We start from the raw sequence: 23236 nt of genomic DNA, 5'->3' as shown, positions 1-23236 counted from the left end.
CGGATGCGCCGCGCCTCGACCATCGCTGTGGCGGCGGGCCTCGTGCTCGCCGCGTGCAGCGGCGACGACACCACCGACGACACGACCGCCGACGTTTCCGATCCGGCCCCCGCCGAGTCGGTCGCGCCCGACGACGATCCGGACGCTGATCCCGACGACGACCCGGACGCCGGCGACGCGGATCCGGACGTCACCGCGCCGCCCGCCGACGGCACGGCGCCACCCGCAGGCGACGACGAGGTCGTCGCCTTGCCGGGACTGCTCGATCCGTCGGACGATCCGATCCCGAACGACGAGCTCGTGGTCACCGGCCAACTCGACAACGGCATCCGCTACTACGTCCGTGAGAACGACAACCCGGGGGCGAAGGCCGATCTCCGCTTGGCGGTGCGAGCCGGTTCCGCCGACGAGTTCGGTCCGTCGACCGGGCTCGCCCACTTCGCCGAGCACATGCTCTTCAACGGCACCGAACAGTTCCCCGAGAACGAGCTGATCGACGTGCTCCGCAGCTTCGGGGCGTCGTTCGGGCCCGACGTCAACGCCTACACGTCGTACGACGAGACCGTGTACTCACTCGTCGTGCCGAACGACGAGCAGACGGTCGAACTCGGCCTGACGGTGCTCGACGAGTGGCTCACGGCCACGACGTTCGACCCGGCACAGGTGGAGTCCGAGCGCGGCGTGGTCCTCGACGAATGGCGCATCCGCACCCAGACGTCGAACGGCCGACTCTTCGAGCAGGCCGCCGATCTCTTCCTCGATGGCACGCCGTACGACGGTCGGATGCCCATCGGCACGGCGGATTCGATCTCGAACATGGACGCCGACGAACTGGTCGAGTTCTACGACGCCTGGTATCGCCCGGACAACGTGGCGATCGTCGTCGTCGGCGACATCGACACCGACGAGATCGAAGCCGACCTCGAGCGGATCTTCGGTGACGCCGAACCCCGCTCGGCCGAGCTCAGGGAGCGGGCCGACCGCACGTTCGACACCTTCGACGAGGCCGACGTCCGCCTCCACCTCGACCCCGATCAGCGGACGGTCGACGTCGAAGTCACCTTGCCGCTCCCGGCGTTCGAGAGCGAGGGCGACGCGTCACTGCGCGCCGACCTGATCGACGAGATGATCTTCTCGATCCTGGTCCAGCGACTCGACCGCGACGTCGCCGAGGGCACGGCGCCGTTCGACGACGTGAGCCCCGGTACGAACAGCATCGTCACCGGACTCGACGCCCCCGCGCTGTACGCCTTCACCGACGCCGATCGCGCCGCCGACACCCTGACATCGCTCCTCGACGAGTACCAGCGCACTGCCGAGTTCGGTTTCACCCAGGACGAACTCGACACCGCCCGCGACAACGTCGCCGCGTTCTTCCGGACCCGATTCGACGGGCGAGACAGCACCCAGGACGTCGTCTACGCCGACCAGTACGTCGAGCACTTCCTGCGCGGCACGCCGTATCCGTCGATCGACGACGAATTCGCGATCGTCTCCGATGAGCTCGACGGCATCACCACGGACGCGCTGGCGGCGCGCTTCGACGCCCGCTGGGCGAACGCCGCACCGCAGGTGATCATCTCGGCACCCGAGTCGGTCGCCGACGCGCTCCCGACCGAGTCGGAGGTCCTCGAGATCGTCGCGGCGACCGGCTCGCGCCCCGTCGACCAGCGCGACACGCTGCGCGATCTCCCCGACGAACCGATGGCGCAGCCCGAACCTGTCGAACCACTGTCGATTCAGTCGCTGATCGACGGTGGCTACTCGTTCTTCGACCCGATCGAGTTGATCTATCCGAACGGGGTCCGCGTCCGGCTGAACCCGAACCAGATCGTGACCGGGCAGATCTACATGCAGGCCTCCAGCCCCGGCGGGTCGTCCCTCCTGACCGACGACGACGTCGTCGACGCCCTGTACGCCGCCGACATCGTCACGACCAGCGGCGTCGCCGAGTTCAACCAGGCCGAACTCTCACAGATCCTCACCGGCACCGATGTCGAAGTCGGCGCCTTCGTGTCGCCGTACACCGAGAACTTCCTCGGCTCGTCGGCGACTGCCGACGCCGAGACGATGTTCCAACTGCTCCACCTGTACATGACAGCACCTCGCGTCGATCAGGTCGCCGTGAACCAGCTGATCGCCTCCGAAGGGCCGGTCGTCGCCGACCCGGGCATCGACCCGGGCGCCGCCGAGAACGACGCCCTCGTCGACACCCGGTACGACGACGAACTGCGCTACACCGTGCTGCCGAGCGACGAGCAGTTCGCGACCCTCGACATCGACGGTGTCGAACGCGTCTGGAACGAGCGGTACGGCGACGCGGGCGACTGGACCTTCGTGTTCAGCGGCGACTTCGACGTCGACGAGTTGATCGAGCTCTCCTCGAGCTATCTCGGCACCCTGCCGGGCACGCGAGCGACCGAGCAGCCGATCGACGTGTCGCCGGCAGCGCCGACCACCATCCTGCGCACCGACGTCGTCGCCGGAACGGGCGACACCGCCTCGGTGTCGATGCTGTTCACGAGCGAAGTCGACAGCCTCGGCCCGTCGCTGACGGCGCACGCCGACGTCGTCTCGTCGCTCGTCTCCGCCCGGCTCACCGACGTCGTCCGCGAACAGCTCGGTGACACCTACTCGCCGTACATCGTCACGTACCCGACCACCGACCCCGAGCCCGTCGTCGAGACCTACGTGAACATCAGCGGGTCGCCCGACCGGATCGGACAGATCGCCGAGCTGGTCGTCGCGGAGCTCGATGATCTGGCCACCAACGGACCGACCGACGGCGAGTTCGCCAACGCCTTCGCCCAGATCGAGGAGCGGTACAACTTCGTCGACAACGGTCAGTTCCTCGACGCACTGATCAACGACTCGCTCGACCCGGGCGGCCAGCCGGTCACCGACTACCTCGAGCACTTCTTCGCGCTCGACGGCGTGACCGCGGCGAGCGCCCAGGCGTACATCGCCGAGCACATGCCGACGACGGCGTTCGTCCAGGTGACCGTCACGCCACGGGGCTGACGCCCCGACGCCGGCTCGCGATCAGACCGACACCGTGCCCGTGATCAGGGTCACGGTGTCGCCGCCGACCCAGATCTGGCCGCTGTCGCCGCGTTCGATGTGGACCCGGCCGTCGCGGCCGAGCGCGGTGCCCTGCCGGGCCACATACGACTGCAGCGAGGCGTCGCGTTCCATCAGCCACATCGCGATCGCGGCGTTCAGGCTGCCCGTCACCGGGTCTTCGAAGTGGACGCGGCCATCCGGATAGAACGCACGCACCTCGACGTCGTAGTCGCCGTCGTCGGCGTGGGCCGAACCGACGATGCCGAGCTTCAGATGCGGAACCGCTCGGAAGTCGGGTTCGATCGAACGGACCGCGTCCGCATCGGCGACCTCGACGGCGATCCAACCCGGTCCGTTGTCGGCCCAGGCGGCATCGATCACGTCGATGCCGATCGCCGCCTCGATCTCCGCGATGGCCGTCGCTTCCACGGTGCCCGAGCGAAGGAGCGGCGGTGCGGCGAACGCGAGTCGTCCGCCGTCGGCTCGGAGCGTGACGAGCCCGACGCCACACTCCTGCACTACCGAGCCGGCCGTCGCCGGGACGCCGCCGTGATCGAGCCAGGCTCGGCACGAACCGATCGTCGGATGGCCCGCGAACGGCAGCTCGCCGGAGGTGGTGAAGATCCGGACCCGATAGTCGGCGGACGGATCGGTGGGCGGCACCAGGAACGTCGTCTCGGACAGATTGGTCCAGTTCGCGAACCGTGCCATCTCGTCGTCGGTCATGCCGTCGCCGTCGACCACGACGGCCAGCGGGTTCCCGTACAGCGGCTCGTCGGTGAAGACGTCGAGTTGGGCGAAACGGCGATGCATCCGACCAGCCTCGCAGACGGGACGGTTCGGCGTCAGCGCATGTCGCGACCGGACACGTCGCGCTGGCTCACCTCGACCAGATCGCCGCCCCGGACCTCGAACGACACCACGTGCTCGACCGAGTGACCACCGCTGCGGGCGCGGCCCGACACGACGTCGATCTCGGTGCCGTCGACCACCGGGATCAACGCGACCGCCCGAAAGCCGTCGTCGACGCCCGGTGACGATCGTTTGTCCTCGCGCAGCAGCAACCCGCAATCCCAGACCCACACGTCGTCGACGCTGATGAACCGGCAGCGGTGACTGGTGTGCGCGACTTGGTGATGATGGCACCGGGGCACACGATCACGTCGCCCTCCAGCCACGGCAGGACACCGAGACCGTCGCGGCCGAAGCCGATCTCGAACGCCCGTGCGATGATCGCATCGTGATCGCCGCCGGTGATCGCCCGTTCGATCTGCACCTGGCGGATCGCCTCGGCGAGATTGTGGAGCTCGTCGCTCTCCATCTCGCGAAGTCGTTCGATGATCTCCTCCGGGTTGTCCACGCCACCAGGATGGCGGCTAACGTCCGCGACGCGGTGCCAGAGCCGCCCGTTCGCACGAACGGACCATCTTCGAGCCGACCTGGGGGTCCGAACCATGAAGACACGTGCTGCCGTCCTGCGTGAGATCAATGCGCCGTGGAGCGTCGAGGAGATCGATCTCGATCCGCCGAAGGCGGGCGAAGTGCTCGTGAAACTGGTCGCGTCCGGCATGTGCCACTCCGACGAGCACATCGTCACCGGCGATCTCGCCGGCGCAGCACCGAGCCCGCCGATGGTGGGCGGCCACGAGGGTGCCGGCATCGTCCAGGAGGTCGGGCCCGGTGTCGACTGGCTCGAGGTCGGCGACCATGTCGTGTTCGGCTTCGTCCCGGCGTGTGGTCGCTGCATGTCGTGCGTCGAAGGCCACTCGAACCTGTGCGACAACTCGGCGGCGTTCCCGACCGGGATGCAGATCGGCGACGGCACCTCTCGGCACCACACCGCCGACGGTCTCGATCTCGGCCTGATGTGCCTGCTCGGCACGTTCGCCGAGCACACGGTCGTCCACGAGTCGAGCTGCGTGAAGATCGAGAAGGACTGGCCGCTCGACAAGGCCTGCCTGCTCGGCTGCGGTGTCGTCACCGGCTGGGGTTCGGCGGTCTATGCGGCCGACGTGCAACCCGGTGACTACGTCGCCGTCGTCGGCATCGGCGGCATCGGTGCCAACGCCGTCCAGGGCGCCAAGATGGCGGGTGCCCGGGCGGTCGCTGCGATCGACCCGGTCGAGTTCAAGCGTGAGAAGGCGCTCGAGTTCGGCGCCACCCACACCTACAGCTCGATCGAAGAAGCCATGGGCAAGCTCGACGAGTCGACGTGGGGCCGCGGCTTCGACAAGGTCATCATGACGATGGGCGTCGGCGACGGCGATGCCCTCGGACAGGCGTTCCACCTCGGCGGCAAGCGCTCGAAGATCGTTGTCACCAACATCCACCCGACCAGCGAGCAGTCGATCGCCGTTCCCGGTTCGTTCCTGACCCTGTTCGAGAAGCAACTCGTCGGCTCGCTGTTCGGTTCGGGCAACATCCGCAAGGACATCCCGCGGTTGATGGAGCTGTACACCCAGGGGCAGCTCAACCTCGACGATCTCATCACCCGCACCTACACCCTCGACCAGATCAACGAGGGTTACGACGCGATGCGGAACGGCGAGAACATCCGCGGCGTGATCGTCTTCGACTGATCGCACGTGACGACCCACGACCTGATCGAGCACCTGGGTGCGTCGGTCGTCGGTCGGCGCCGCGAGATCGAACTCGTGGTCGCCGCACTGGCCGCCGACCGGCACATCCTGCTCGAGGGTCCACCCGGCACCGGCAAGTCGACGCTCCTGCGCGAGGTCGCCCGTGAACTCGGTGTCGGCTTCGAGTTCGTCGAGGGCAACGCCGAACTCACACCGGCACGCCTGATCGGTCACTTCGACCCGGCCCGGGTGCTCGCCGACGGGTACGACGCCGACGTGTTCGTCGACGGCCCGCTCGCCCGGGCGTTGCGGGCCGGATCGCTCCTGTACATCGAGGAACTCAACCGGGTCCCCGAGGAGACGCTCAACGTGCTCGTCACCGTGATGAGCGAACGAGAGACCCATGTCCCGCGGCTCGGCCGGGTCGCCGCCGCCGACGGTTTCCGTCTGGTCGCGGCGATGAATCCGTTCGATGCCGTCGGCACCGCTCGCATCTCGTCGGCGATCTACGACCGCATGTGTCGGCTCGCCGTCGACTACCAGACGGCCGACGAAGAGCGGTCGATCACCGCTCGTCGCTCCGGCGAGACCCCCATCGGTGACCGATCGGTCGAGCTCACCCGTCGCACGCGTGCCCATCCCGATCTGCGGATGGGATCGTCGGTCCGCGGCGCCATCGACCTCGTGGCGATGGCCGCGACCCTCGCCGACGTTCGTTCGACATCGATCGACGACCCGTCGGTCACGCTCGACGCGGCGCTCGTCGCGCTGTCCGGACGCATCCGGGTTCGTGAGGGCTCATCACGCTCTGCAGAAGACATCGTGACCGAACTCTGGCGCGACGTCTTCCTGCCGAAGCCGGAGCCCGCGACCGGCGACGACGACGCGGGAAAAGCCCACGCCCCGACGGGGGCTCCGACCTAGCTCCGCCTCCGGCGGCCACGGGTGCGGCCGCCGACGAACGGATCGATGACGCCCGCCGCTCCACCACGACCCGGCGTGAGATGGCCGGCGACGACGTGTTCGAGGCGATCAGCCCCGACGTCGGCGAGATCGACGAGGCGGCCCTGTCCGAGCAGATGGAGGCGAACCCCGACGCGACCTTGGCGACCTTGGCGCGGATGACGGGCGCCACCGACGTCGCGCTCCGGGCCCAGGCGAAGCGCCTCGCCGCGAGCCTGTTCCTCGACCTGGCACGCACGACGCGTGCCGACAGTCGCGGCATCGGTCGGATCGGCAGCGTGCCGTACCGTCCCGACGGCGACGTCGATCTCGACGCCAGTGCCGAGGAACTGGTCGAGGCGCGCGCCGTTCGTCGCGCCGTCTCGCCCGACGCGATCCGGGTTCATGCCTGGACCGCCCCGACGACGGCGTGGTGCCTCCTCGTCGACCGCAGCGGTTCGATGCACGGCGAGCCGATGGCCACCGCTGCGATGTCTGCTGCGGTCGTGGCGGCGCGTGCGGAGCGCGACTACGCCGTGTTGTCGTTCGGCCGTGACGTCATTGCCTGCACAGCGATGTGGGAGCACCACGACACCGACGACGTCATCGATCGGGTGCTCGCGCTTCGTGGACACGGCACGACCGATGTCGCCGGTGCGCTCGTCGCCGCCCGACAGCAGCTGGCGGCATCGTCGGCGCAGCGACGGGTCGCGATCCTGCTGTCCGACTGTCGGGCGACCGAACCCGGCGATGTCACCGGTGCCGCACGTTCGCTCGACGAGTTGGTCATCGTCGCCCCCGAAGGCGACAGCGCCGAAGCGGCCACGCTCGCCGACTCGGTCGGTGCCCGCTGGACGACCGCGTCCGGACCGACCAGTGTCGTCACCGCCCTGTCGAGGGTCCTCGACCGCGCGCCCTGAGAACAGAAGGGGTCAGGCACCCTCTGTTCAGGACCGGCGAACGATCAGATGATCAGGAGAACAGAAGGTGCCTGACCCCTTCTGTTCGGTCAGTTGCAGATCACGTCGCGGGGCGGCACCACACCGGCGACGTTCTCTTCGGTCTCGACCGTCGGCACCGTGGTCGCCGTCGCCTCGTCGTCGCCGGTCTCGTCCGCGTCGCCGGTCTCGTCGTCGTCGGCGATCGAGGTCGTGGTGGTTGCGGTCGTCGTGGTCGTCGTGGCGTCGTCGTCGCCGGTCTGATCCGGCGCGGAGGCGAGGAGCGCCTCACCGCGGAAGACGGCGAGGATCGCCTGCATGTTGTCGCCGCCGATCCGGGGGCGTTCGACGCTCTGGCCCGAGTACGTCTCGCTGGTCGACTCGATGCGGTACGTGGTGACCGTCGTCGGGTCGAGGCTGCGCAGGGTGGCGGCGAACTCGAGCATGCGGCGGGGTGTCAGCTCGGCGTCGGTGACGATGTACTCCGCGTTGGCGTTGATGATCGCCGTCGCGACGTCGGGCGAGTAGAGACCCTCGTTCACGACCTTCGCGATCACGCGGCGGAGGAAGTCCTGCTGTCGGGCGATGCGGCCGAAATCGGACGTCGGGTCCTGTTTGAACTCGCCCGAGCCGACCGGGTCCTCGTAGTAGTAGTACCGGGAACGGGCGTAGGCGAGCGCCATGTCGCCCTCGAGGTTGACGCAGCCGGTCGTGTCGACGACGAAACCGCTCTTGCGGTCGTACGCAGGCGCATCGAACGGGATCTCGACACCGCCGACGGCATCGACGAGGCGCTTGAACGCACAGAAGTCGATCTGGACGTAGTGGTCGACCGGGACACCGAAGTTGCGCTGGATCGTGTCGATCAGCAGCGACGGATCGTTGCGACGGTAGGCCTCGTTGATCCGGCCCTTGCGACCGCTCGGGAGATCGACGAGCAGGTCGCGGGGGAACGACAGGACGGCGAGCTGGTTGGCGACCGGATTGACACGCCAGATCATGATCGTGTCGCTGCGCTCGCCGATGTCGGAGCGGTCGCCGATCGTGGCATCGGTCTGGTCGTCGCACGCACCGTTGTCGGCGCCGGTCACCAAGAAGTTGGCGGCGTCCGGCTCGACGAGCGGGATGGTGGTCGTGGTGGTGGTCTCGCCGGGAGCGAGGGTGGTGGTCGTGTCGCCCGGCATCACGACCGGGGTCTCCGACGCAGACGGCACGAACACTTCGGACGACTCGTCGAGCACGACGAGATTGCGCTGGGACAGCACCCACTGGCCTGCTGCCAGTGCGCCGGCCGTGGCGAAGCAGGCGAACGCGACGACCAGGACGAACGCGAACGTCAGGCGTTGGGGCCAGGTGCGGCGGGGCTGGTCGGACATGAAGCGGTCAGCGTACCGCTCGGGAATGTTCGACGGATCGCGCGCGTGCGGCGATCAGGGGAGGACGACGACCTTGGTGCCGACCGGGGCCCAGTTCCACATGTACAGGGCGTCGGAGGTGCGCTGTCGGACGCACCCACCGGAGAGGGCGAGGCCGAGTTGGCTCTCCGACTGCACCTTGTAGCCGGTGCGGAGATCGGTCGGGATCTCGTGGAAGCCGATGTTGTCGCCGCCCGGCCCCTTGGTGAACCGCACCATGTACCGCCAGCACAGGTTGGGGTTCTTGATGTTGCAGGTGTATCCCGAACGGGAGAACACGCTGTAGGTGCCGGGGAGCGGCTGATTCCAGGTCGCGCGACCGGAGACGAGGTGCGTCTTCGACACCGCTCCGGTCGACTCGACCGTCCAGACCCGCATCGGCCACGACTTGCGGTAGACGACGCGACGTCCCTCGCCCGAGTTCTTCGGCAGTGACCACTCGGGCGGCAGTGTGGTGGTCGTGGTCGTGATCGGCGGGGGCAGCGTCTCGGCGACCTGGCGGTCGGTGCCACGCTGGGGCGCAGCGCCGATCGGGTTCGGCATGTCGGCGACGAGCGCCGGCGGCTGCGTCGACGGGGCCGGTTCGGTCTCGCCCAGACCGGGAGCCTCGGTCGTGGTGGTGCTCGTGGTGCTGGTCGTGCTCGTGGTGCTGGTGCTCGTCGAGGTCGCGGCCGGCGACGAGGTCGTCGGCGCCGTCGACTCGACCACTGACGTCGGGGCACAGTCATCAGCGTCGGTGGTCGTCGTGGTCGACTCGTCGGCGACCGTCGCCTCGGGAGCCGACGTTTCCGGTGCCGTCGTCACCGATGTCTCGGGAGCCGTCGTCGACGACTCGACGGGCGCGCACTCGGGATCGGGGGTGCTGTCGGCGCTCGCGCCTGCAGCTGTCACCCCGACGAAAACCGTCAATGCCGCCACCGAAATTGCGGCGGTGCGTCCCAACAACGACCGCATGGCGGGACACGCTACACCCACCTTCACGCCCGGTGACAGCGCGACCGCAGGATTTTCTGGCGTGCTCGCAGTAACCGGTTCGGTCAGCCGAGGTTGGCGAGCGCCGTCTCCGCAGCGGCCAGGTCGGCCTCGGCGGCCGCCAACAGGGCCCTCGTATCGGCGACGACCTCGGGCTTCGCGTTGGCGAGAAAGCCCTCGTTGGAGAGTCGGCCGTTGAACCCGGCGATCTGCTTGGTCTTGCCGTCGATCACCTTCTGGAGGCGGGCCCGTTCGGCATCGAGGTCGACGTCGTCGACCAGCCCGGACAGGAGCACCTCGCACCCCTCGAACGCGATCGGGCTGACGACCTTCGGGCGCTCGCCCTCGCCGTCGTGCACCGTCGCGATCCCGGCGAGGACCTCGACGACTCCGTCGACCGATGCGATCAGCTCTCGCACCACGGCGGGCGCATGGATGTCGATCTGCTTCTTGGGCGCGACGTTCTGACTGCCCCGGATCGCCCGGATACGACCGATGAGGTCGTCGGCCCGGCCGAATCGGCTGACGAGTTCGTCGTCGATCAGCGTGTCGGCGGCGACCGGCCACGCCGCAGCGGCGAGCAGATCGGACGATGGCAGATCGAGCCCGGTGATGTCGCCGATCCGGGCGGCCGACACGTTGGGCCAGAGGGCCTCGGTGACGAACGGCATCACCGGGTGCATGAGTCGCAGAACGGCGTCGAGCACGTTGCCGAGCACCGCTTGCTGCTCGGCGTCGTCGTCGATCGTGGGTTTGACCATCTCGAGGTAGCGGTCGCACACGTCGTTCCACACGAAGCCGTACAGGGTGTCGGCGAACGCGTTGAACTGGTACTGATCGACCGAACGGTCGAGACGCGCCACCGTCTGGGCGAGGCGGGCGATGATCCAACGGTCGGCGAACGGTCGCGTCGTGATGTCGACCGGGGCGTCGAGTGCGGTCGACGGATCGATCCGCTTGAGCGCGAATCGGGTGGCGTTCCAGAGCTTGTTCGCAAAGTTGCGGCCGAGGTCGAACTTCGACGACGTGTTGCGGGCGAGCGGCATCTCGTCGGTCGGAGCCACCAGGCCGGCGGCGACGCCGTACGCGGACACCATCTGCTTGGCCGGGTCGCTCGGCGACGTCTGTGTCGGTGCGGCGACACGGTGGCCCGCCGACGTGGTGATGTACTCGGGCTCGAACGTCTGGCCGGAGTAGGGGTCGATCATGTCGACGGGCATCCGGACGTCTTGGGTGTCGGTCGTCATCTGGACGAGTGCGAAGCGCATCGCGTCGGCGCCGTGACTGTGGATGATGTCGCGAGGGTCGACGCCGTTGCCGAGGCTCTTCGACATCTTCTGGCCGTGACCGTCCTGGACCATGGCGTGGATGAAGACGTCGTCGAACGGCAGCCGGCCGTCGAGGAAGTAGCGGTTGAACATGACCATCCGGCTGACCCAGAGGGTGATGATCTCGCGAGCGGTCGACAGCACCGAGGTCGGGTTGAACGAATCGAGCAGGCCGATCGTCTCCGGGTAGTCCTCGGGCCACGGCCAGCCCATCGTCGACAGCGGCCACAGGCCGGACGAGAACCACGTGTCGAGCACGTCGGGGTCGCGTTCGTACCCGGCACGTTCGAGGTCGGCGACGAGTTCGGTCGCCGACACCAGGTGATCCTCGCGGTCGAGACGGCGCAGGGTCGCGGCGGGCGGCACGCAGACCGCCTCCTCGACGTCGGTGTCGGTGACCTTGCGGACGAGGTGGCGCGCCCCCGCCTTGGTCCAGTTGCTGTCGATCAGGACGGCCTCGTCGACGTCACGGCCGTCGACGGCCTCGCGGACGTGGTCGGGCGCCGTGTCGAGCGACTCGGTCTTGAGCCACACCGGGATCTGGTGACCCCACCACAGCTGGCGGCTGATGCACCAGTCGCGGATGTTCTCGTGCCACTGGAGGTACGACTTCGCGTAGCGGTCGGGGTAGAAGCGCAGCTCGCCGTCGCCCTGGCCGTCGGTTCGTTCGGCGACGCCGTCGGGCATCGTGGGCACCTGATCGGCGACCTGTGCCCGGATGGCCGAGCCACGGAGGCGGTCGTCGGTGACGGCGACGTACCACTGATCGGAGAGCCACGGTTCGATCGGCACGTGGCTGCGGTACGAGTGGCCGACCGAGTGCGAGTACTCGCGGACCTCCGCGAGCAGGTCGTGGGCGCGGAACCAGGTGACGATCGCCTCGCGAGCGTCCTCGCGCGACAGGCCGAGGAACGGGCGCGCCTCGTCGGAGACGTCGTCCCACCCGTATTGGTCGGAGATCGACGCGTCGGGACCCATCACGTTGATGACCGGCAGGTCGTGGCGCAGGCCGATCTCCCAGTCGTTCGGGTCGTGGGCCGGCGTCACCTTCAAGAAACCGGAGGCGTACTGGGCCTTCGAGTCGCTCGAGTCGGGGTCGGCCATGACGACGTAGTCGTCGGCGACGATCGGGATCTCGCGGCCGACGATCGGCAGGATCAGGGTCTTGCCCACCAACTCGTCGGCGCGCGGGTCGCGCGGGTTCACGGCGACGGCGGTGTCGCCGAGCATCGTCTCGGGCCGCGTCGTGGCAACGGTGACATGGCCCGAGCCGTCGGCGAGCGGGTAGCGGAGGTACCACATGTGTCCGTCGACGTCTTCGGCTTCGACCTCGTCGTCGGACAGGGCGGTACGCGTGACCGGGTCCCAGTTCACCAACCGCTTGCCGCGGTAGATGAGGCCGTCGCCGAACAGCTCGTAGAACGCGTGCTGCACCGCCGTGGCGCACATCTCGTCCATGGTGAAGCGGGTGCGTTCGGTGTCGGTCGAGGCGCCCATCTCGGCGAGCTGGTCGAGGATGACGCGCTCGTACTCGTCCTTCCATTCCTGGGTGCGCGCCACGAACGCGTGCCGGCCCATGTCGAGACGCTTCACGCCCTCGGCGAGGAGTCGCTTCTCGACGACGGTCTGGGTCGCGATGCCGGCATGGTCGGTGCCCGGCATCCAGAGCGTCTCGAAGCCGCGCATCCGGTGGTAGCGGATCAGGACGTCCTGGAGCGTGTTGTTGAGCGCATGCCCGAGATGCAGCGCCGCCGTCACGTTCGGCGGCGGGATGACGATCGAGTAGGTGGGTACGTCGTCGGCGACCGGTTCGGCGTGGAAGACGTCGGACTCGGCCCACTTCTGCTTGACGGCGGGTTCGGCGTCGGCAGGAACGTAGGCCTTCGGCAGCTCGGGAAGTGACTCACTCATAGAACGACGCCCCAGGGTATCTGCCGTCCCTCCCGGCGAACCCACAGGATCGACCGGGTGTGGCGAGGGCAACGATCACGCTGTTACCACGCTGTTACCGCGGGTCCGTACCGTGCGCTTCCGTGAACGATCACGGTGGGAAGGCAGGAGACGGCGACGCGACGCGGGGAGCGGTGGCGTGGTCGGTGATCACGGCAGTCGTGGCCGTCGCCGTGAGCGCCGTCGCGCTCTGGGCTCCGGCGCCGGTGGAAGCCGCGCGTTACGCCCCGACCGGGCCTCCGCCCCAGTGCGTGATCGTCGACGACGTCGAAGGCCTCGGGTGCGTGGACGCGCCGCTCAGTGCCAAGGTCAGTGGGAAATACGCGGCGGGTCAGTCGTTCACGACGACGACCGCCCCGGCGGGTGTTCCGCCATGCTTCGACACCAACCAGTACGGGTGCCACATCAACATCTACACGCCGTCGGTCGGTCGGTGCGTCTACCTCGCGAACAACGACCCGACCGACGTCAGGCCGTGCGAGCCGCTCAGCTCCGAGGGGTCGGTGCTCCCGACTCGGACCGGGAACTGCTCGGGCGGTCTGGGCGATGTCTGGTCCCGTGGAGGCCCGTCCCTGGAGACGTACTGGATCTCGCGTGCACCGCAGGTTGCGGACTGTGTGTACGAGGTGCCGGACGCCAGACCGATCGACAACCTGCTCGGGCCGACCTTCGTGCTGGTCACCACGTCGGCCCGCGAGTGCGTCTACACACCCCGCCGCTGCACATGGAACTACAACATCGACGGCGTCCCGGCCAACACGTACCGCACCGTCGCCGAGTCGGTCTGGCTGCCGGTGCAGGGCACCCTCGCGCCCCACGCTGCATTCGACGCGACCGAGACGTCGACGCCGGGCTACGTCTCGTTCACCAACCGATCGCAGGAGTGGGACGACGGTCAGACCACCTGGGAGTGGGACTTCGGCGACGGCGAGACGTCGACGCTGCGCAACCCCTCCCACCTCTACGAGGAGGCCTACACCTACACGGTGACACTGACGATGCACAACACCGAGCACCCGGACCGCTCGGTGACCGACACCGTCGAGATCACCGTCCCCGAGTTGACCGTGGCCGTGTACAACCCGGGCGCCGACTTCGGGCCGGAAGGAACCGGCAACCGGTTCTCGATCGGCGACGAGTTCACCGCACGGGTGACGGTCGGCACGAACCGCGACCTGCCGACGGTCGGTCCGGTGGGCGACATCGTGAACTTCCCGTCGCAGGTCGAGTTGGTCGACACCATGCCGGTCGTGTCGGCGTTCGCGCTCGGCGCCAACGCCACACGGTCGTACGACGTCACCCTGCGCGCGATCGCGCCGGGCAACGTCACGTTGCGTTCGACGTGGGGCGCCACCGACGCGTTCAACCGCACACTCGGGCCGGTCGAGGGCACGATGGGCGCCGCCGTCTCGGGTCTCCAGGTCGAGATCACCACCGATCCCGAGACGTTCGTGATCGGTGAGGACAACGACGGCGACGGTGAGGTCACCGACGCCGACGCCGACGTCGAGGTGACCGTCACGGTGACGAACGTGTCGGGCGGTCCGATCACCGGGATCACCTACGACGAACTCGACCTCGCGTCGAACGTCCCGGGCGAGCCGGCCGTCGCGCTCGAACTCCGCACCGAGCCCGAGCGCGGCTTCGTTGACCTCGGCACGACCCCCGAGACCGACTCCGACGAACTGACGTGGGTCTTCCGGGCGACCGATCCGGTCGACGCCAACGCGCACATCCTGGTGACGGGCATGGCCGACGCCGTCGAGACACGGGCATACGGCGAGGCCGATATCCGGTCGTTCACCGAGAAGCTGATCGAGGCGACGATCACCCAGGATGCCCAGTCGCTGCGGTCGGGCCAGGTCGTCCGCTACACCGGCACCTTCACCAACGTCACCGACGAGACGATGGAGGATCCCACCACGGTGTCGTTCGGCGTCGCCCACGTGCTCAGTGGCGCCTTCGGCGGAGACGACAACAACGCCGGAAACGGACACTTCGCGCTGCCGGGCTCGTCGACCCCGACGGGCATGACGATGTTCGAGCTCGAACCCGGTGCGTCGATCGAACTCGAGTCGATCGTCCAGACGCTCGAGTCGACCGGACCGTCGGGATTCACCGTCAAGTACCAGGTCTTCCCGTACGTACCCGATGAGGACGACCCGACCGAGTACGTGCCGGCGGACCCTGAGAACACCGAGATCGTCGACACCGGCGGGTCATCCGACACGTTCACGGTCAAGCTCACGCCGGTTGCCGAGGATGCTGTGGTGGAGGCGGCCAACTGGATCAGCTGCTACGAGGACCTGATCGGCGACCTGATCGGCGACATCGCCTACATCGGTTGCAAGCTCGGTCGCGGGATCGAGACGTTCGGTCGTGGTCTGGGGCAGATCGCCTATCTCGGCTTCCAGGGTCAGCAGGGCATCGGCCAGGCCAAGGCGTGGATGGCCCGGACGGCGTACGAGTTCCTGATCGGCGACGAAGCAGCCCGCCAGATCATCGTCGACGAGATCGTCGCCGAACTGACCGAGCTGAAGCGGCTCGGTCACGCCGCACTCCAGAACGTGACGGTCGACCAGATGGTGATCCTGGTCGGCGACATGGTGTACAAGTCGATCGATCGGATGTACACGGTGTTCGCCACCGGCAACCTCACGCTGATCAGCGGCGAGGTCGCGGAGGTCGTCGGCGAGAACCTCGACATGGCGATCGAAGCGCTCGTCGCCGCTCGCACCACCGCGAAGACCCTGTCGGCGCTCGGCGGCAACGTCGGTCTGCTGAGCGGGGCGATCGAGGAGGGCATCCGTACCAGGAACCGACAGGCGATCAGCGACGCGCTCGAGGTCATCCGGACGAAGGGAGCGGCCGCACTCCCCGAGTCGCGGGTGCTGCCCGCAGGCGTCGACGTCACCGATGTATCCGAGATCAGGCACGCGTACGGAGTCGGCCGCGACGACGTGAACGCGGTGATGGACATCGCCGAGGACAACGGCGTCGAGATCGTGTTCCGCTCACGGGCGCCGCTCTCGACCGAGCTGATCAAGGCCAAGAAGGCGCTCCCGAAGCCGCAGGGCGTGAAGACCAAGGGGGTCAACGAGCTCGACGTGAAGTATCTCGGATACCGCGACGTCGACGAGGCGCTCGTCGTCGTCGCCGAGCCGCCCCTCCCGTACCACCCGGAAGGCGCACTGCGCGATGCGGAGATCGCGAGATACCTCGACAGCATCTCGGCGTTCCAGGCCGTTCCCGACGGGCCCGGCAAGAGCGACCTCCGAGCAGCGCTCACCGAGCGTCTGCAGACCCGACTGAAGGAGTGGGAGGACTTCGCCGTCCGAACGGGCAAGGACAACCAGCGGGCGATCTGGGAGAACGACGGCATCAAGGTCGACTTCGACCCGGCGTTCAACGGTCTCGACCGGGAGTTCATCCCCGAGGCCCCCAACGTGAATGCGAAGCTCGAACCGATCGACTATCCCGACGGGCGCCGCGCCTGGAAGGTCAAGATGGAGCATCCCGAGGGGCTGACCGGTCCCGACGGGTCGACGTTCTGGGACATCACCGGCGACATCGACTTCCTCGCCATCCTGACGCCCGACGGACGCGTCCTCGGCGATGTCGCCGACCCGGCTCAGCGGGCCCAGGAGCTGGCGCAGCGCGCCAAGATCTACCAGCAGCTCCGCGACCGGGTCGGGATGCAACACGGCGAGTCGTTCACGATCGTCAACCCGAAGCACCGCACCAAGTACGTCGGCCAGGGCACCAACAGCGAGGGCGGCGAGACGCTGATCGGCGCGACCCACAACCGGCGCCTGATGACGACCTACTTCGACGACAACCTGTCGACCCTCGAAGGGGGCCCGAACGCCCGGTTGATCGACGGCGTGCAGCGTTCGTTCTTCCAAGGGCTGTTCACCGAGACGGCGAGCCCGTACCGGGCGCTCAACCTCGTCACACTGGCCGAGCTGAACGCGCTCTACAACGCGTGGGACAACGTGACCCGCGTGTTCAGCGCCTCGGTGCTGGCGCGCCTCGTCCAGTTGCTGAGCGACGGCGACATCACGCCCAGCTTCGGACGTGATCACGGCGTCATGGTGCAACCTTCGGTGACCGGAGGACTCGAGCAGTACGTACCCGGCGAAGGTGCGCCGTTGCCGCCCGAGGGATCGCGCTCGATGGGTGCCGTCACCGAGGCGATCGTCGAGCCCCCCGCCCGGTCGAGTGGGGCGGACACACCCGCCGACCCGATCCTCGCAGCGCTGGTGGCCGCAGGGTTCGTCGTCCCCGTCGGCGCGCAGGGCGGCGAGTGGGTGGACGTCGACCCACTCGACTACGTCGACGGTGGGCGTCTCACCCTGGCCCCGATGACCTATCTCGCCGAGGACGTCGACGCCGGGACCAGCGAGGTGCCGGTGCTCGACCTGGCCGCCATGGAGATGCCGCCCGGCAGCGAGTTCTTCGAACCCGGAGACCGGGTCGTGGTCGACCCCGGTGGGTTCGAGGAGGAGTACGCGACCGTTGCTTCGGTGAGCCCGTTCCGGTTGACCGAGGCACTCGGACGAAGCCACGAGATCGGCACGATGGTGCTCCTGCTCACCGCGACGACCGGCCCGAATCCCGACCCGGCGAACGGTCCCGGCCCGGACCCCGACCCGGATCCGGACCCGGACCCCGACCCGGAGCCGTCGGCGTTCGTCCCACTGGTGCCGGCGCGGTTGTTGGAGACGCGGTCGGGTTCGGGTGATGCGACGGTCGATCATCGGTTCGAGGGGCAGGGTCGGGTCGGTGCCGATGGTGTCGTGGAGTTGGTGGTGGCGGGTCGTGGTGGTGTGCCGGTCGATGCCGAGGCGGTGATGTTGAACGTGACGGTGGTGGGGCCGAGTGGTGCGGGGCATGCGACGGTGTATCCGTGTGGGGTGTCGCGTCCGTTGGCGTCGAACCTGAACTATCTGGCGGGTGTCGCGGTGCCGAATGCGGTGCTCGCGAAGGTCGGTGTGGGTGGGAAGGTGTGTGTGCACACGCACGCGGAGACGCATCTGGTCGTCGACGTGAACGGGTACGTCCCCGCCGGCGGATCGTTCGAGTCGGTGGTGCCGGCGCGGTTGTTGGAGACGCGGTCGGGTTCGGGTGATGCGACGGTCGATCATCGGTTCGAGGGGCAGGGTCGGGTCGGTGCCGATGGTGTCGTGGAGTTGGTGGTGGCGGGTCGTGGTGGTGTGCCGGTCGATGCCGAGGCGGTGATGTTGAACGTGACGGTGGTGGGGCCGAGTGGTGTGGGGCATGCGACGGTGTATCCGTGTGGGGTGTCGCGTCCGTTGGCGTCGAACCTGAACTATCTGGCGGGTGTCGCGGTGCCGAATGCGGTGCTCGCGAAGGTCGGTGTGGGTGGGAAGGTGTGTGTGCACACGCACGCGGAGACGCATCTGGTCGTCGACGTGAACGGGTACGTCCCCGCCGGCGGATCGTTCGAGTCGGTGGTGCCGGCGCGGTTGTTGGAGACGCGGTCGGGTTCGGGTGATGCGACGGTCGATCATCGGTTCGAGGGGCAGGGTCGGGTCGGTGCCGATGGTGTCGTGGAGTTGGTGGTGGCGGGTCGTGGTGGTGTGCCGGTCGATGCCGAGGCGGTGATGTTGAACGTGACGGTGGTGGGGCCGAGTGGTGTGGGGCATGCGACGGTGTATCCGTGTGGGGTGTCGCGTCCGTTGGCGTCGAACCTGAACTATCTGGCGGGTGTCGCGGTGCCGAATGCGGTGCTCGCGAAGGTCGGTGTGGGTGGGAAGGTGTGTGTGCACACGCACGCGGAGACGCATCTGATCGTCGACGTGAACGGGTACGTCCCCGCCGGCGGATCGTGATCGCACGTCGCCGTTCGTCCGAGCGCGTCAGCCCGTTGCTTCAGCACCGGCCGGGAAGCGGCCTGGCGTCCGGCGGAGCGTGACTCAACGGTCGTCGGCGGAGCGGTACTTCTTGACGCCGCGGAGGACGTCGTCTTCGTTGGTGCGATCGACGAACCGGGCATCGGCAGCGGCCTTGCTCATCTGTTCCACCGAGTCGGCAGACCGGGGCGCAGCATCCGGCGGCCCCATCGCCGTCACGTTGTCGCCACGCATCTGGCGCAGCCGCTCCGACAGATCACCGATGCGGAGATCGTCCGCGCTCGGGTGCTCGTCCATCGGTTCGGCGTCCGAGCGCCCGAACAACCGCTTCACCCGCTCCGTCAACCCCATGAGGTCGACCGTACAGGCTCGTGGCGGCAGTGTGCGTCGTATCGTTCGGCCGTCATCGGCTCGGCGTCGAGCGTGTCGGGATCGAAGAGCGTCCGGTCGACCGAGCTGAGCGACCCGAGGTACACGTGCACCGCCCGACACCAGGCGCCGGGTGCACTGATGGCGTGGATCGCCGACGGTCCGAGCGCCAGCACGTCGCCGGCGTCCACGTCGGCGGTGCCGCTCGGAACGGGTACGTCGCGGGACCGGCGGAAGAACCGATGCCGCTCACGTCCTTCGTACACACCGATCACTGCGGACATCAGGTGATCGTGCGGCGGCTGCACCACGTCGGGAGCGGAGTGGACGAGATACACGGTCACGGAGTCGTCCTCGAACACGATCTCGTCGAACCCAGCGATCGACGCGCCGGCGGTCGGGACGCTGACGGTCTCGCCGAGCGCCGAGGGATCGGCGACCAACCGTTCCATCTCGCGCGTCAACGCGGCGACAGGATCGTCACCCGATGCGATCGTCCGGCACCGATCCACGAACTCGTCGAGGATCGACTTGTCGGATGCCAGGGCGTCGGACATGTCAGCAACCGTACCGAGTGCCCGAGTCCGCTGCCCCGCCGCCGGCTACTTCAGGAACTTGCTGGTGGTGTTGTCGGCGAGGATCTTGCCGCTCGTCTGACAGGTCGGGCAGTACTCGACGGTGTACGACGAGTACTCGACCGCACGGATCTCGTCGCCGCAGACCGGGCACGCCTGACCGGCGTTGTGATGCACGTTGCCGGGACGATCCTTCGACGAGCTCATGTCGGCGCGACCACGCTCGTACTCGAGGCCTTCGTCGATCGCGGCGCGGATGCCGGCGACCACCTGTTCGGCGCCTCCGATACCCAGCTTGCCGGTCATCGAGAACGGGCTGAGCTTCGCCCGCCAGCACACCTCGTTCGCGAGGCGTCGTCCGAGCCCGGCGATCGAACGCTGGTCGCGCAGGAACCCGTGGAGTCGCTGGTTCTTGATCTCGAACCGCTCCACCAGTTCGGGCGGGGTGATCGCGTCGGCCTCGGGGCCGAGCACGTCGAGCGGGGGCGTGGCGAGGGCGTCCTCGGCGGGGAGTGCCCACACGCCGGCGCGTCGCTCACTGCCCTGTTCGGTGAGGAGCAGCGCTGGCCCGTCGTCGAAAACGAATCGGGCCTGCCCGCCACGGGGTTTGGCCGACTGCTTCTCGTCGACGAGAAGGCGGCCGCCCTGCATCAGGTGCACCGCGAACACCACGGGCTCGAACTCGAGGAGGAGGTACTTGCCGCGACGTCCCACTCGCCGGAGCTCGCTGCCGTAGGCGTCGTCGGGCGCCGGCAGCGCCGTCTTGAGTGCCGTGAACGTGATCGGGCGGAAGCGCGTGAGCACGCGGCTGGCGAACTGTTCGGTCAGTCGCTCGGCGTGCGCCTGGACCTCGGGCATCTCCGGCATGATCGGCTCCTGTCCCGCCCGGCCGCTTACTCGTACCGGGTGCGCTCGCGGACCGAGGCGAACACCGAGTCGAGGGCTCCGAAGACCGGCTGTGCCCCCATGAGCGCCTGCTGGTCGCCGTACAACTTGATCCTGCCCGTGATGAATGCCTCCTGTGCGTTCTGGGCGCCGGTGGCGACCGCGACGGCGGTCGCCCAGTCCTGCTCCATCCGCACGTTCTCGGGGTCGGCCGGGCCGGCGCCGAACGTCGCCTCGCCGTCGCCGACCTGGAGGTGGTAGATCACGGTGCCCTCGGGGCCGTCCGAGATCACCTGGGTGACCCCGATCGTGTGCTCGTCCGCGAGTTCGCGGAGTTGCTCACTCTCGGCCACCTCACGGGTGAGCTCGCGCATCCACGCCAGGCTGAGGTAGCGGATCGTCGGTTCGGTGTCGGTGCTCATGGCGTCCCCAAGTCTGCCCGATTCCGGCGGGGTCCCGGTCGGTTCCGGGCAGGATGGGGCAGTGAGGTTCGACGCCGGCGACGAGATGCCACACCCCGATGCGGCGGTCGACGAGTGGTTGTTCGCCGCATGGCGACCCGACGGTACGGCCGGTGTGGTGTCGGGGCACCGACTCGTCGGGCGACGTGCGTGGTACTGGTCGGCGGTCGTGGAGGACGGCTACCCCGTCCTCCACCTGACCGAGTGGGACGTCAGGCTCCGGTCCGACCCGTTCATCGTGAAGGCGCCGGAGATGTGGGCCGAGCACCATTGTGTGGCCCCGTTCGAACAATGGTCGATCGGCAACGAGGGCCATTTCGCGGCCCTCGACGACGCCGACGAGGCCCTCGGTCGGGCGTACGGCACACCCGAACCGTCCTCGGCCGATCTCGAGTGGTACGCCACGGGCGAGCCCACGCCCATCGACCACGGCTATGAGCAGGCCGGCGTCGTCCACGGCGTCATCGAGTTACTCGGTCGGCACCATGTCACCTTCGCCGAGGCGCCGGCACGTCGCTGGCGCCGATGGGGGAGCGAGCTCGGTCCGCAACCGATCGCAGGCGCCTTGGCCCACACCGGGTTGCGGGCGCCGTTCGCCTTCCCGGACGGGAGCACGGCCGACTGGGTGCTCACACCCGACGGCTGGCGGTCGCGTCTCCGCTAGGCCGACCGCGGCCGGTGTCCGCCGTCTCGACGGTTCGTCGTGGCAAGCTCGACGGTCCCATGCAGTACGACCGCGACATCCTCGACGAGGTCGCCGACTCCCGACGCCGGCCCGAGTACCCGAAACTGGAGGTGGCGATGGGGCTCGTCGTCGAAGACCGCGCGAGCGGGTTCGTCGGGGACGTCGTGCGCTGGAACCACGAGGCGGTCACCCTCCGCGACCGCAAGCAGCATCTCCGCCACTTCACCTGGAAGCCGGGCGGCTTCCTGTACGAGGGCAAACCCGTCACGCTCGTCCGTCCCGCGCAACAGCGCACCGCCGTGCGGACGGTGACTGCCTCCGGCTCGTTCGCCGCCGATCGGTCCGCCGGTGCCCGAGTCGCCCGGGCGAGCCGGATCTGGGTCGAGGGCAAGCACGACGCCGAACTCGTCGAACACGTCTGGGGCGACGACCTCCGCGAGCTCGGCATCGTCGTCGAGCCGCTCCACGGTGCCGACGATCTGCGGGCGGCCGTCGGCGAGTTCGGCCCGTCCTCGCAACGTCGACTGGGCATCCTGCTCGACCACCTGGTCGACGGATCGAAGGAGTCGCGGATCGCAGCCACCGTCGACCATCCGGCGGTGCTGATCACCGGTCACCCCTTCGTCGACGTGTGGGCGGGCATCCGACCCAAGGTGGTCGGGCTCGCTGCGTGGCCGGACGTGCCGAAGGGGGAACCGTGGAAAGAAGGCATGTGCGCCGCCCTCGGTGTGCCGTTCGAGGGGTTCTGGCCCCGGCTCCGCAACCAGGTTCGGAGCTTCGCCGATCTCGAGCCCGAGCTGATCGGCGCCGTCGAGCGCCTGATCGATTTCGTCACCCTCGACGACGCCTGAAACACCTCGCCCGGGATCACCCTCACCCTCGACCCGAGGTCGAGGGTGCCCGTCCGCGAGTCAGCGTCGCTCATGATCGACGTCCATCGCGAGCGACGCCGAGTGGGCTCGGGGCGTCGGCGCTGATCGCCCCGCCGGAACCTCATCTTCTGGCGACTTCGCAGCTACTTGACGGTGGGTGATGACGGTCGAGATCCTCCCTCGCGTCCAGCTAGCGTGCGGTATCGTCCTCAAGATCGAGCCGTTATCGGCCGATTTGATCCATTGCTGATCTTTGCAAGACATCCGGAAGATCATCAGGTCCGAAGGTACGAGTGACGTTTTTTCGTCAGTCGTCTGCAAAGTCT

Annotated in this window: 16 protein-coding genes; 7 read left to right on the top strand and 9 right to left on the bottom strand. The window is 68.3% G+C overall.

Annotation, left to right across the window (positions count from 1 at the left end; all coding sequences use genetic code 11):
* The first annotated feature begins 3 nt into the window (after window positions 1-3).
* Complete coding sequence (locus tag BDK89_RS17320; RefSeq protein ID WP_133870142.1) at window positions 4-3021, top strand: M16 family metallopeptidase; 3018 nt, start codon at window positions 4-6, stop codon at window positions 3019-3021.
* A 21-nt stretch (window positions 3022-3042) separates the two neighbouring features.
* On the opposite strand, the gene BDK89_RS17315 is transcribed toward BDK89_RS17320, so the two are convergent.
* Together BDK89_RS17315 and BDK89_RS17310 are read right to left on the bottom strand one after the other, a co-directional pair.
* Window positions 3043-3876, bottom strand: a complete 834-nt coding sequence (locus BDK89_RS17315) for a PhzF family phenazine biosynthesis protein (RefSeq protein WP_133870141.1) — start codon at window positions 3874-3876, stop codon at window positions 3043-3045.
* A gap of 32 nt (window positions 3877-3908) precedes the next feature.
* A complete protein-coding gene (locus tag BDK89_RS17310) occupies window positions 3909-4148 on the bottom strand; it encodes a hypothetical protein (protein ID WP_133870140.1) in 240 nt (79 codons plus the stop codon).
* A gap of 369 nt (window positions 4149-4517) precedes the next feature.
* Between BDK89_RS17310 and BDK89_RS17305 the strand changes: the two genes are divergently transcribed.
* The 3 genes from BDK89_RS17305 (at window position 4518) to BDK89_RS17295 (ending at window position 7504) form a co-directional block, all read left to right on the top strand.
* Window positions 4518-5642, top strand: a complete 1125-nt coding sequence (locus BDK89_RS17305) for an NDMA-dependent alcohol dehydrogenase (protein WP_133870139.1) — start codon at window positions 4518-4520, stop codon at window positions 5640-5642.
* A gap of 6 nt (window positions 5643-5648) precedes the next feature.
* The gene (locus BDK89_RS17300) at window positions 5649-6566 is read left to right on the top strand and encodes an AAA family ATPase (protein ID WP_208294113.1); all 918 of its coding nucleotides are present in this window, start codon (window positions 5649-5651) and stop codon (window positions 6564-6566) included.
* Between the two features lie 80 nt (window positions 6567-6646).
* Window positions 6647-7504, top strand: coding sequence for a VWA domain-containing protein (locus BDK89_RS17295; RefSeq protein WP_133870138.1), 858 nt, complete (start codon window positions 6647-6649; stop codon window positions 7502-7504).
* A gap of 89 nt (window positions 7505-7593) precedes the next feature.
* Here the strand turns inward: BDK89_RS17295 and BDK89_RS17290 are convergent, their stop codons facing one another.
* From BDK89_RS17290 to BDK89_RS17280, 3 genes are all read right to left on the bottom strand, one after another.
* Window positions 7594-8898 carry an LCP family protein gene (locus BDK89_RS17290; protein ID WP_133870137.1) on the bottom strand — a complete coding sequence of 435 codons (1305 nt, stop codon included), beginning with the start codon at window positions 8896-8898 and terminating at the stop codon, window positions 7594-7596.
* A 54-nt stretch (window positions 8899-8952) separates the two neighbouring features.
* Window positions 8953-9828: a L,D-transpeptidase gene (locus tag BDK89_RS17285; protein ID WP_166657655.1), complete on the bottom strand. Its 876-nt coding sequence runs from the start codon at window positions 9826-9828 to the stop codon at window positions 8953-8955.
* 146 nt (window positions 9829-9974) lie between these two features.
* Window positions 9975-13148 carry a valine--tRNA ligase gene (locus BDK89_RS17280; RefSeq protein WP_133870135.1) on the bottom strand — a complete coding sequence of 1058 codons (3174 nt, stop codon included), beginning with the start codon at window positions 13146-13148 and terminating at the stop codon, window positions 9975-9977.
* Window positions 13149-13270: 122 nt separating this feature from the next.
* Here BDK89_RS17280 and BDK89_RS22220 point away from each other — a divergent pair, with 122 nt between their 5' ends.
* Entirely contained in the window at window positions 13271-19042 is a 5772-nt protein-coding gene (locus BDK89_RS22220) for a PKD domain-containing protein (protein WP_208294112.1), read from the top strand.
* Window positions 19043-19126: 84 nt separating this feature from the next.
* On the opposite strand, the gene BDK89_RS17265 is transcribed toward BDK89_RS22220, so the two are convergent.
* From BDK89_RS17265 to BDK89_RS17250, 4 genes are read right to left on the bottom strand one after another with little or no spacing between them, the layout of a single operon-like run.
* Window positions 19127-19414 (bottom strand): hypothetical protein, encoded by a 288-nt coding sequence (locus BDK89_RS17265; RefSeq protein ID WP_133870134.1) that lies wholly within the window; start codon window positions 19412-19414, stop codon window positions 19127-19129.
* Window positions 19405-19989 carry a hypothetical protein gene (locus BDK89_RS17260; protein ID WP_133870133.1) on the bottom strand — a complete coding sequence of 195 codons (585 nt, stop codon included), beginning with the start codon at window positions 19987-19989 and terminating at the stop codon, window positions 19405-19407. The genes BDK89_RS17265 and BDK89_RS17260 overlap by 10 nt, the downstream gene beginning before the upstream one ends.
* 45 nt (window positions 19990-20034) lie before the next feature.
* Window positions 20035-20874, bottom strand: a complete 840-nt coding sequence (locus tag BDK89_RS17255; RefSeq protein WP_133870132.1) for a DNA-formamidopyrimidine glycosylase family protein — start codon at window positions 20872-20874, stop codon at window positions 20035-20037.
* A gap of 26 nt (window positions 20875-20900) precedes the next feature.
* Window positions 20901-21314: an SCP2 sterol-binding domain-containing protein gene (locus BDK89_RS17250; RefSeq protein ID WP_133870131.1), complete on the bottom strand. Its 414-nt coding sequence runs from the start codon at window positions 21312-21314 to the stop codon at window positions 20901-20903.
* A gap of 61 nt (window positions 21315-21375) precedes the next feature.
* Here BDK89_RS17250 and BDK89_RS17245 point away from each other — a divergent pair, with 61 nt between their 5' ends.
* Together BDK89_RS17245 and BDK89_RS17240 are read left to right on the top strand one after the other, a co-directional pair.
* Window positions 21376-22017 (top strand): hypothetical protein, encoded by a 642-nt coding sequence (locus BDK89_RS17245; protein WP_133870130.1) that lies wholly within the window; start codon window positions 21376-21378, stop codon window positions 22015-22017.
* A 59-nt stretch (window positions 22018-22076) separates the two neighbouring features.
* Window positions 22077-22889, top strand: a complete 813-nt coding sequence (locus tag BDK89_RS17240; RefSeq protein WP_133870129.1) for a DUF3097 family protein — start codon at window positions 22077-22079, stop codon at window positions 22887-22889.
* Window positions 22890-23236 lie beyond the last annotated feature (347 nt).

It is taken from the genome of Ilumatobacter fluminis (assembly GCF_004364865.1).
Taxonomy (GTDB): Bacteria; Actinomycetota; Acidimicrobiia; order Acidimicrobiales; family Ilumatobacteraceae; genus Ilumatobacter; species Ilumatobacter fluminis.
The sequence above is the reverse complement of the archived record's forward strand: the minus strand, read 5'-3'. Positions and strand labels throughout refer to the sequence as shown.

Excerpts from the sequence above, each read along its gene's own strand:
- BDK89_RS17265 (WP_133870134.1), bottom strand. The coding sequence starts at position 19,414 with ATGGGGTTGACGGAGCGGGTGAAGCGGTTGTTCGGGCGCTCGGACGCC.
- BDK89_RS17320 (WP_133870142.1), top strand. The coding sequence starts at position 4 with ATGCGCCGCGCCTCGACCATCGCTGTGGCGGCGGGCCTCGTGCTCGCC.
- BDK89_RS17295 (WP_133870138.1), top strand. The coding sequence starts at position 6,647 with ATGGCCGGCGACGACGTGTTCGAGGCGATCAGCCCCGACGTCGGCGAG.
- BDK89_RS17255 (WP_133870132.1), bottom strand. The coding sequence starts at position 20,874 with ATGCCGGAGATGCCCGAGGTCCAGGCGCACGCCGAGCGACTGACCGAA.
- BDK89_RS17305 (WP_133870139.1), top strand. The coding sequence starts at position 4,518 with ATGAAGACACGTGCTGCCGTCCTGCGTGAGATCAATGCGCCGTGGAGC.
- BDK89_RS17250 (WP_133870131.1), bottom strand. The coding sequence starts at position 21,314 with ATGAGCACCGACACCGAACCGACGATCCGCTACCTCAGCCTGGCGTGG.
- BDK89_RS17260 (WP_133870133.1), bottom strand. The coding sequence starts at position 19,989 with ATGTCCGACGCCCTGGCATCCGACAAGTCGATCCTCGACGAGTTCGTG.
- BDK89_RS17280 (WP_133870135.1), bottom strand. The coding sequence starts at position 13,148 with ATGAGTGAGTCACTTCCCGAGCTGCCGAAGGCCTACGTTCCTGCCGAC.
- BDK89_RS17240 (WP_133870129.1), top strand. The coding sequence starts at position 22,077 with ATGCAGTACGACCGCGACATCCTCGACGAGGTCGCCGACTCCCGACGC.
- BDK89_RS17290 (WP_133870137.1), bottom strand. The coding sequence starts at position 8,898 with ATGTCCGACCAGCCCCGCCGCACCTGGCCCCAACGCCTGACGTTCGCG.
- BDK89_RS17315 (WP_133870141.1), bottom strand. The coding sequence starts at position 3,876 with ATGCATCGCCGTTTCGCCCAACTCGACGTCTTCACCGACGAGCCGCTG.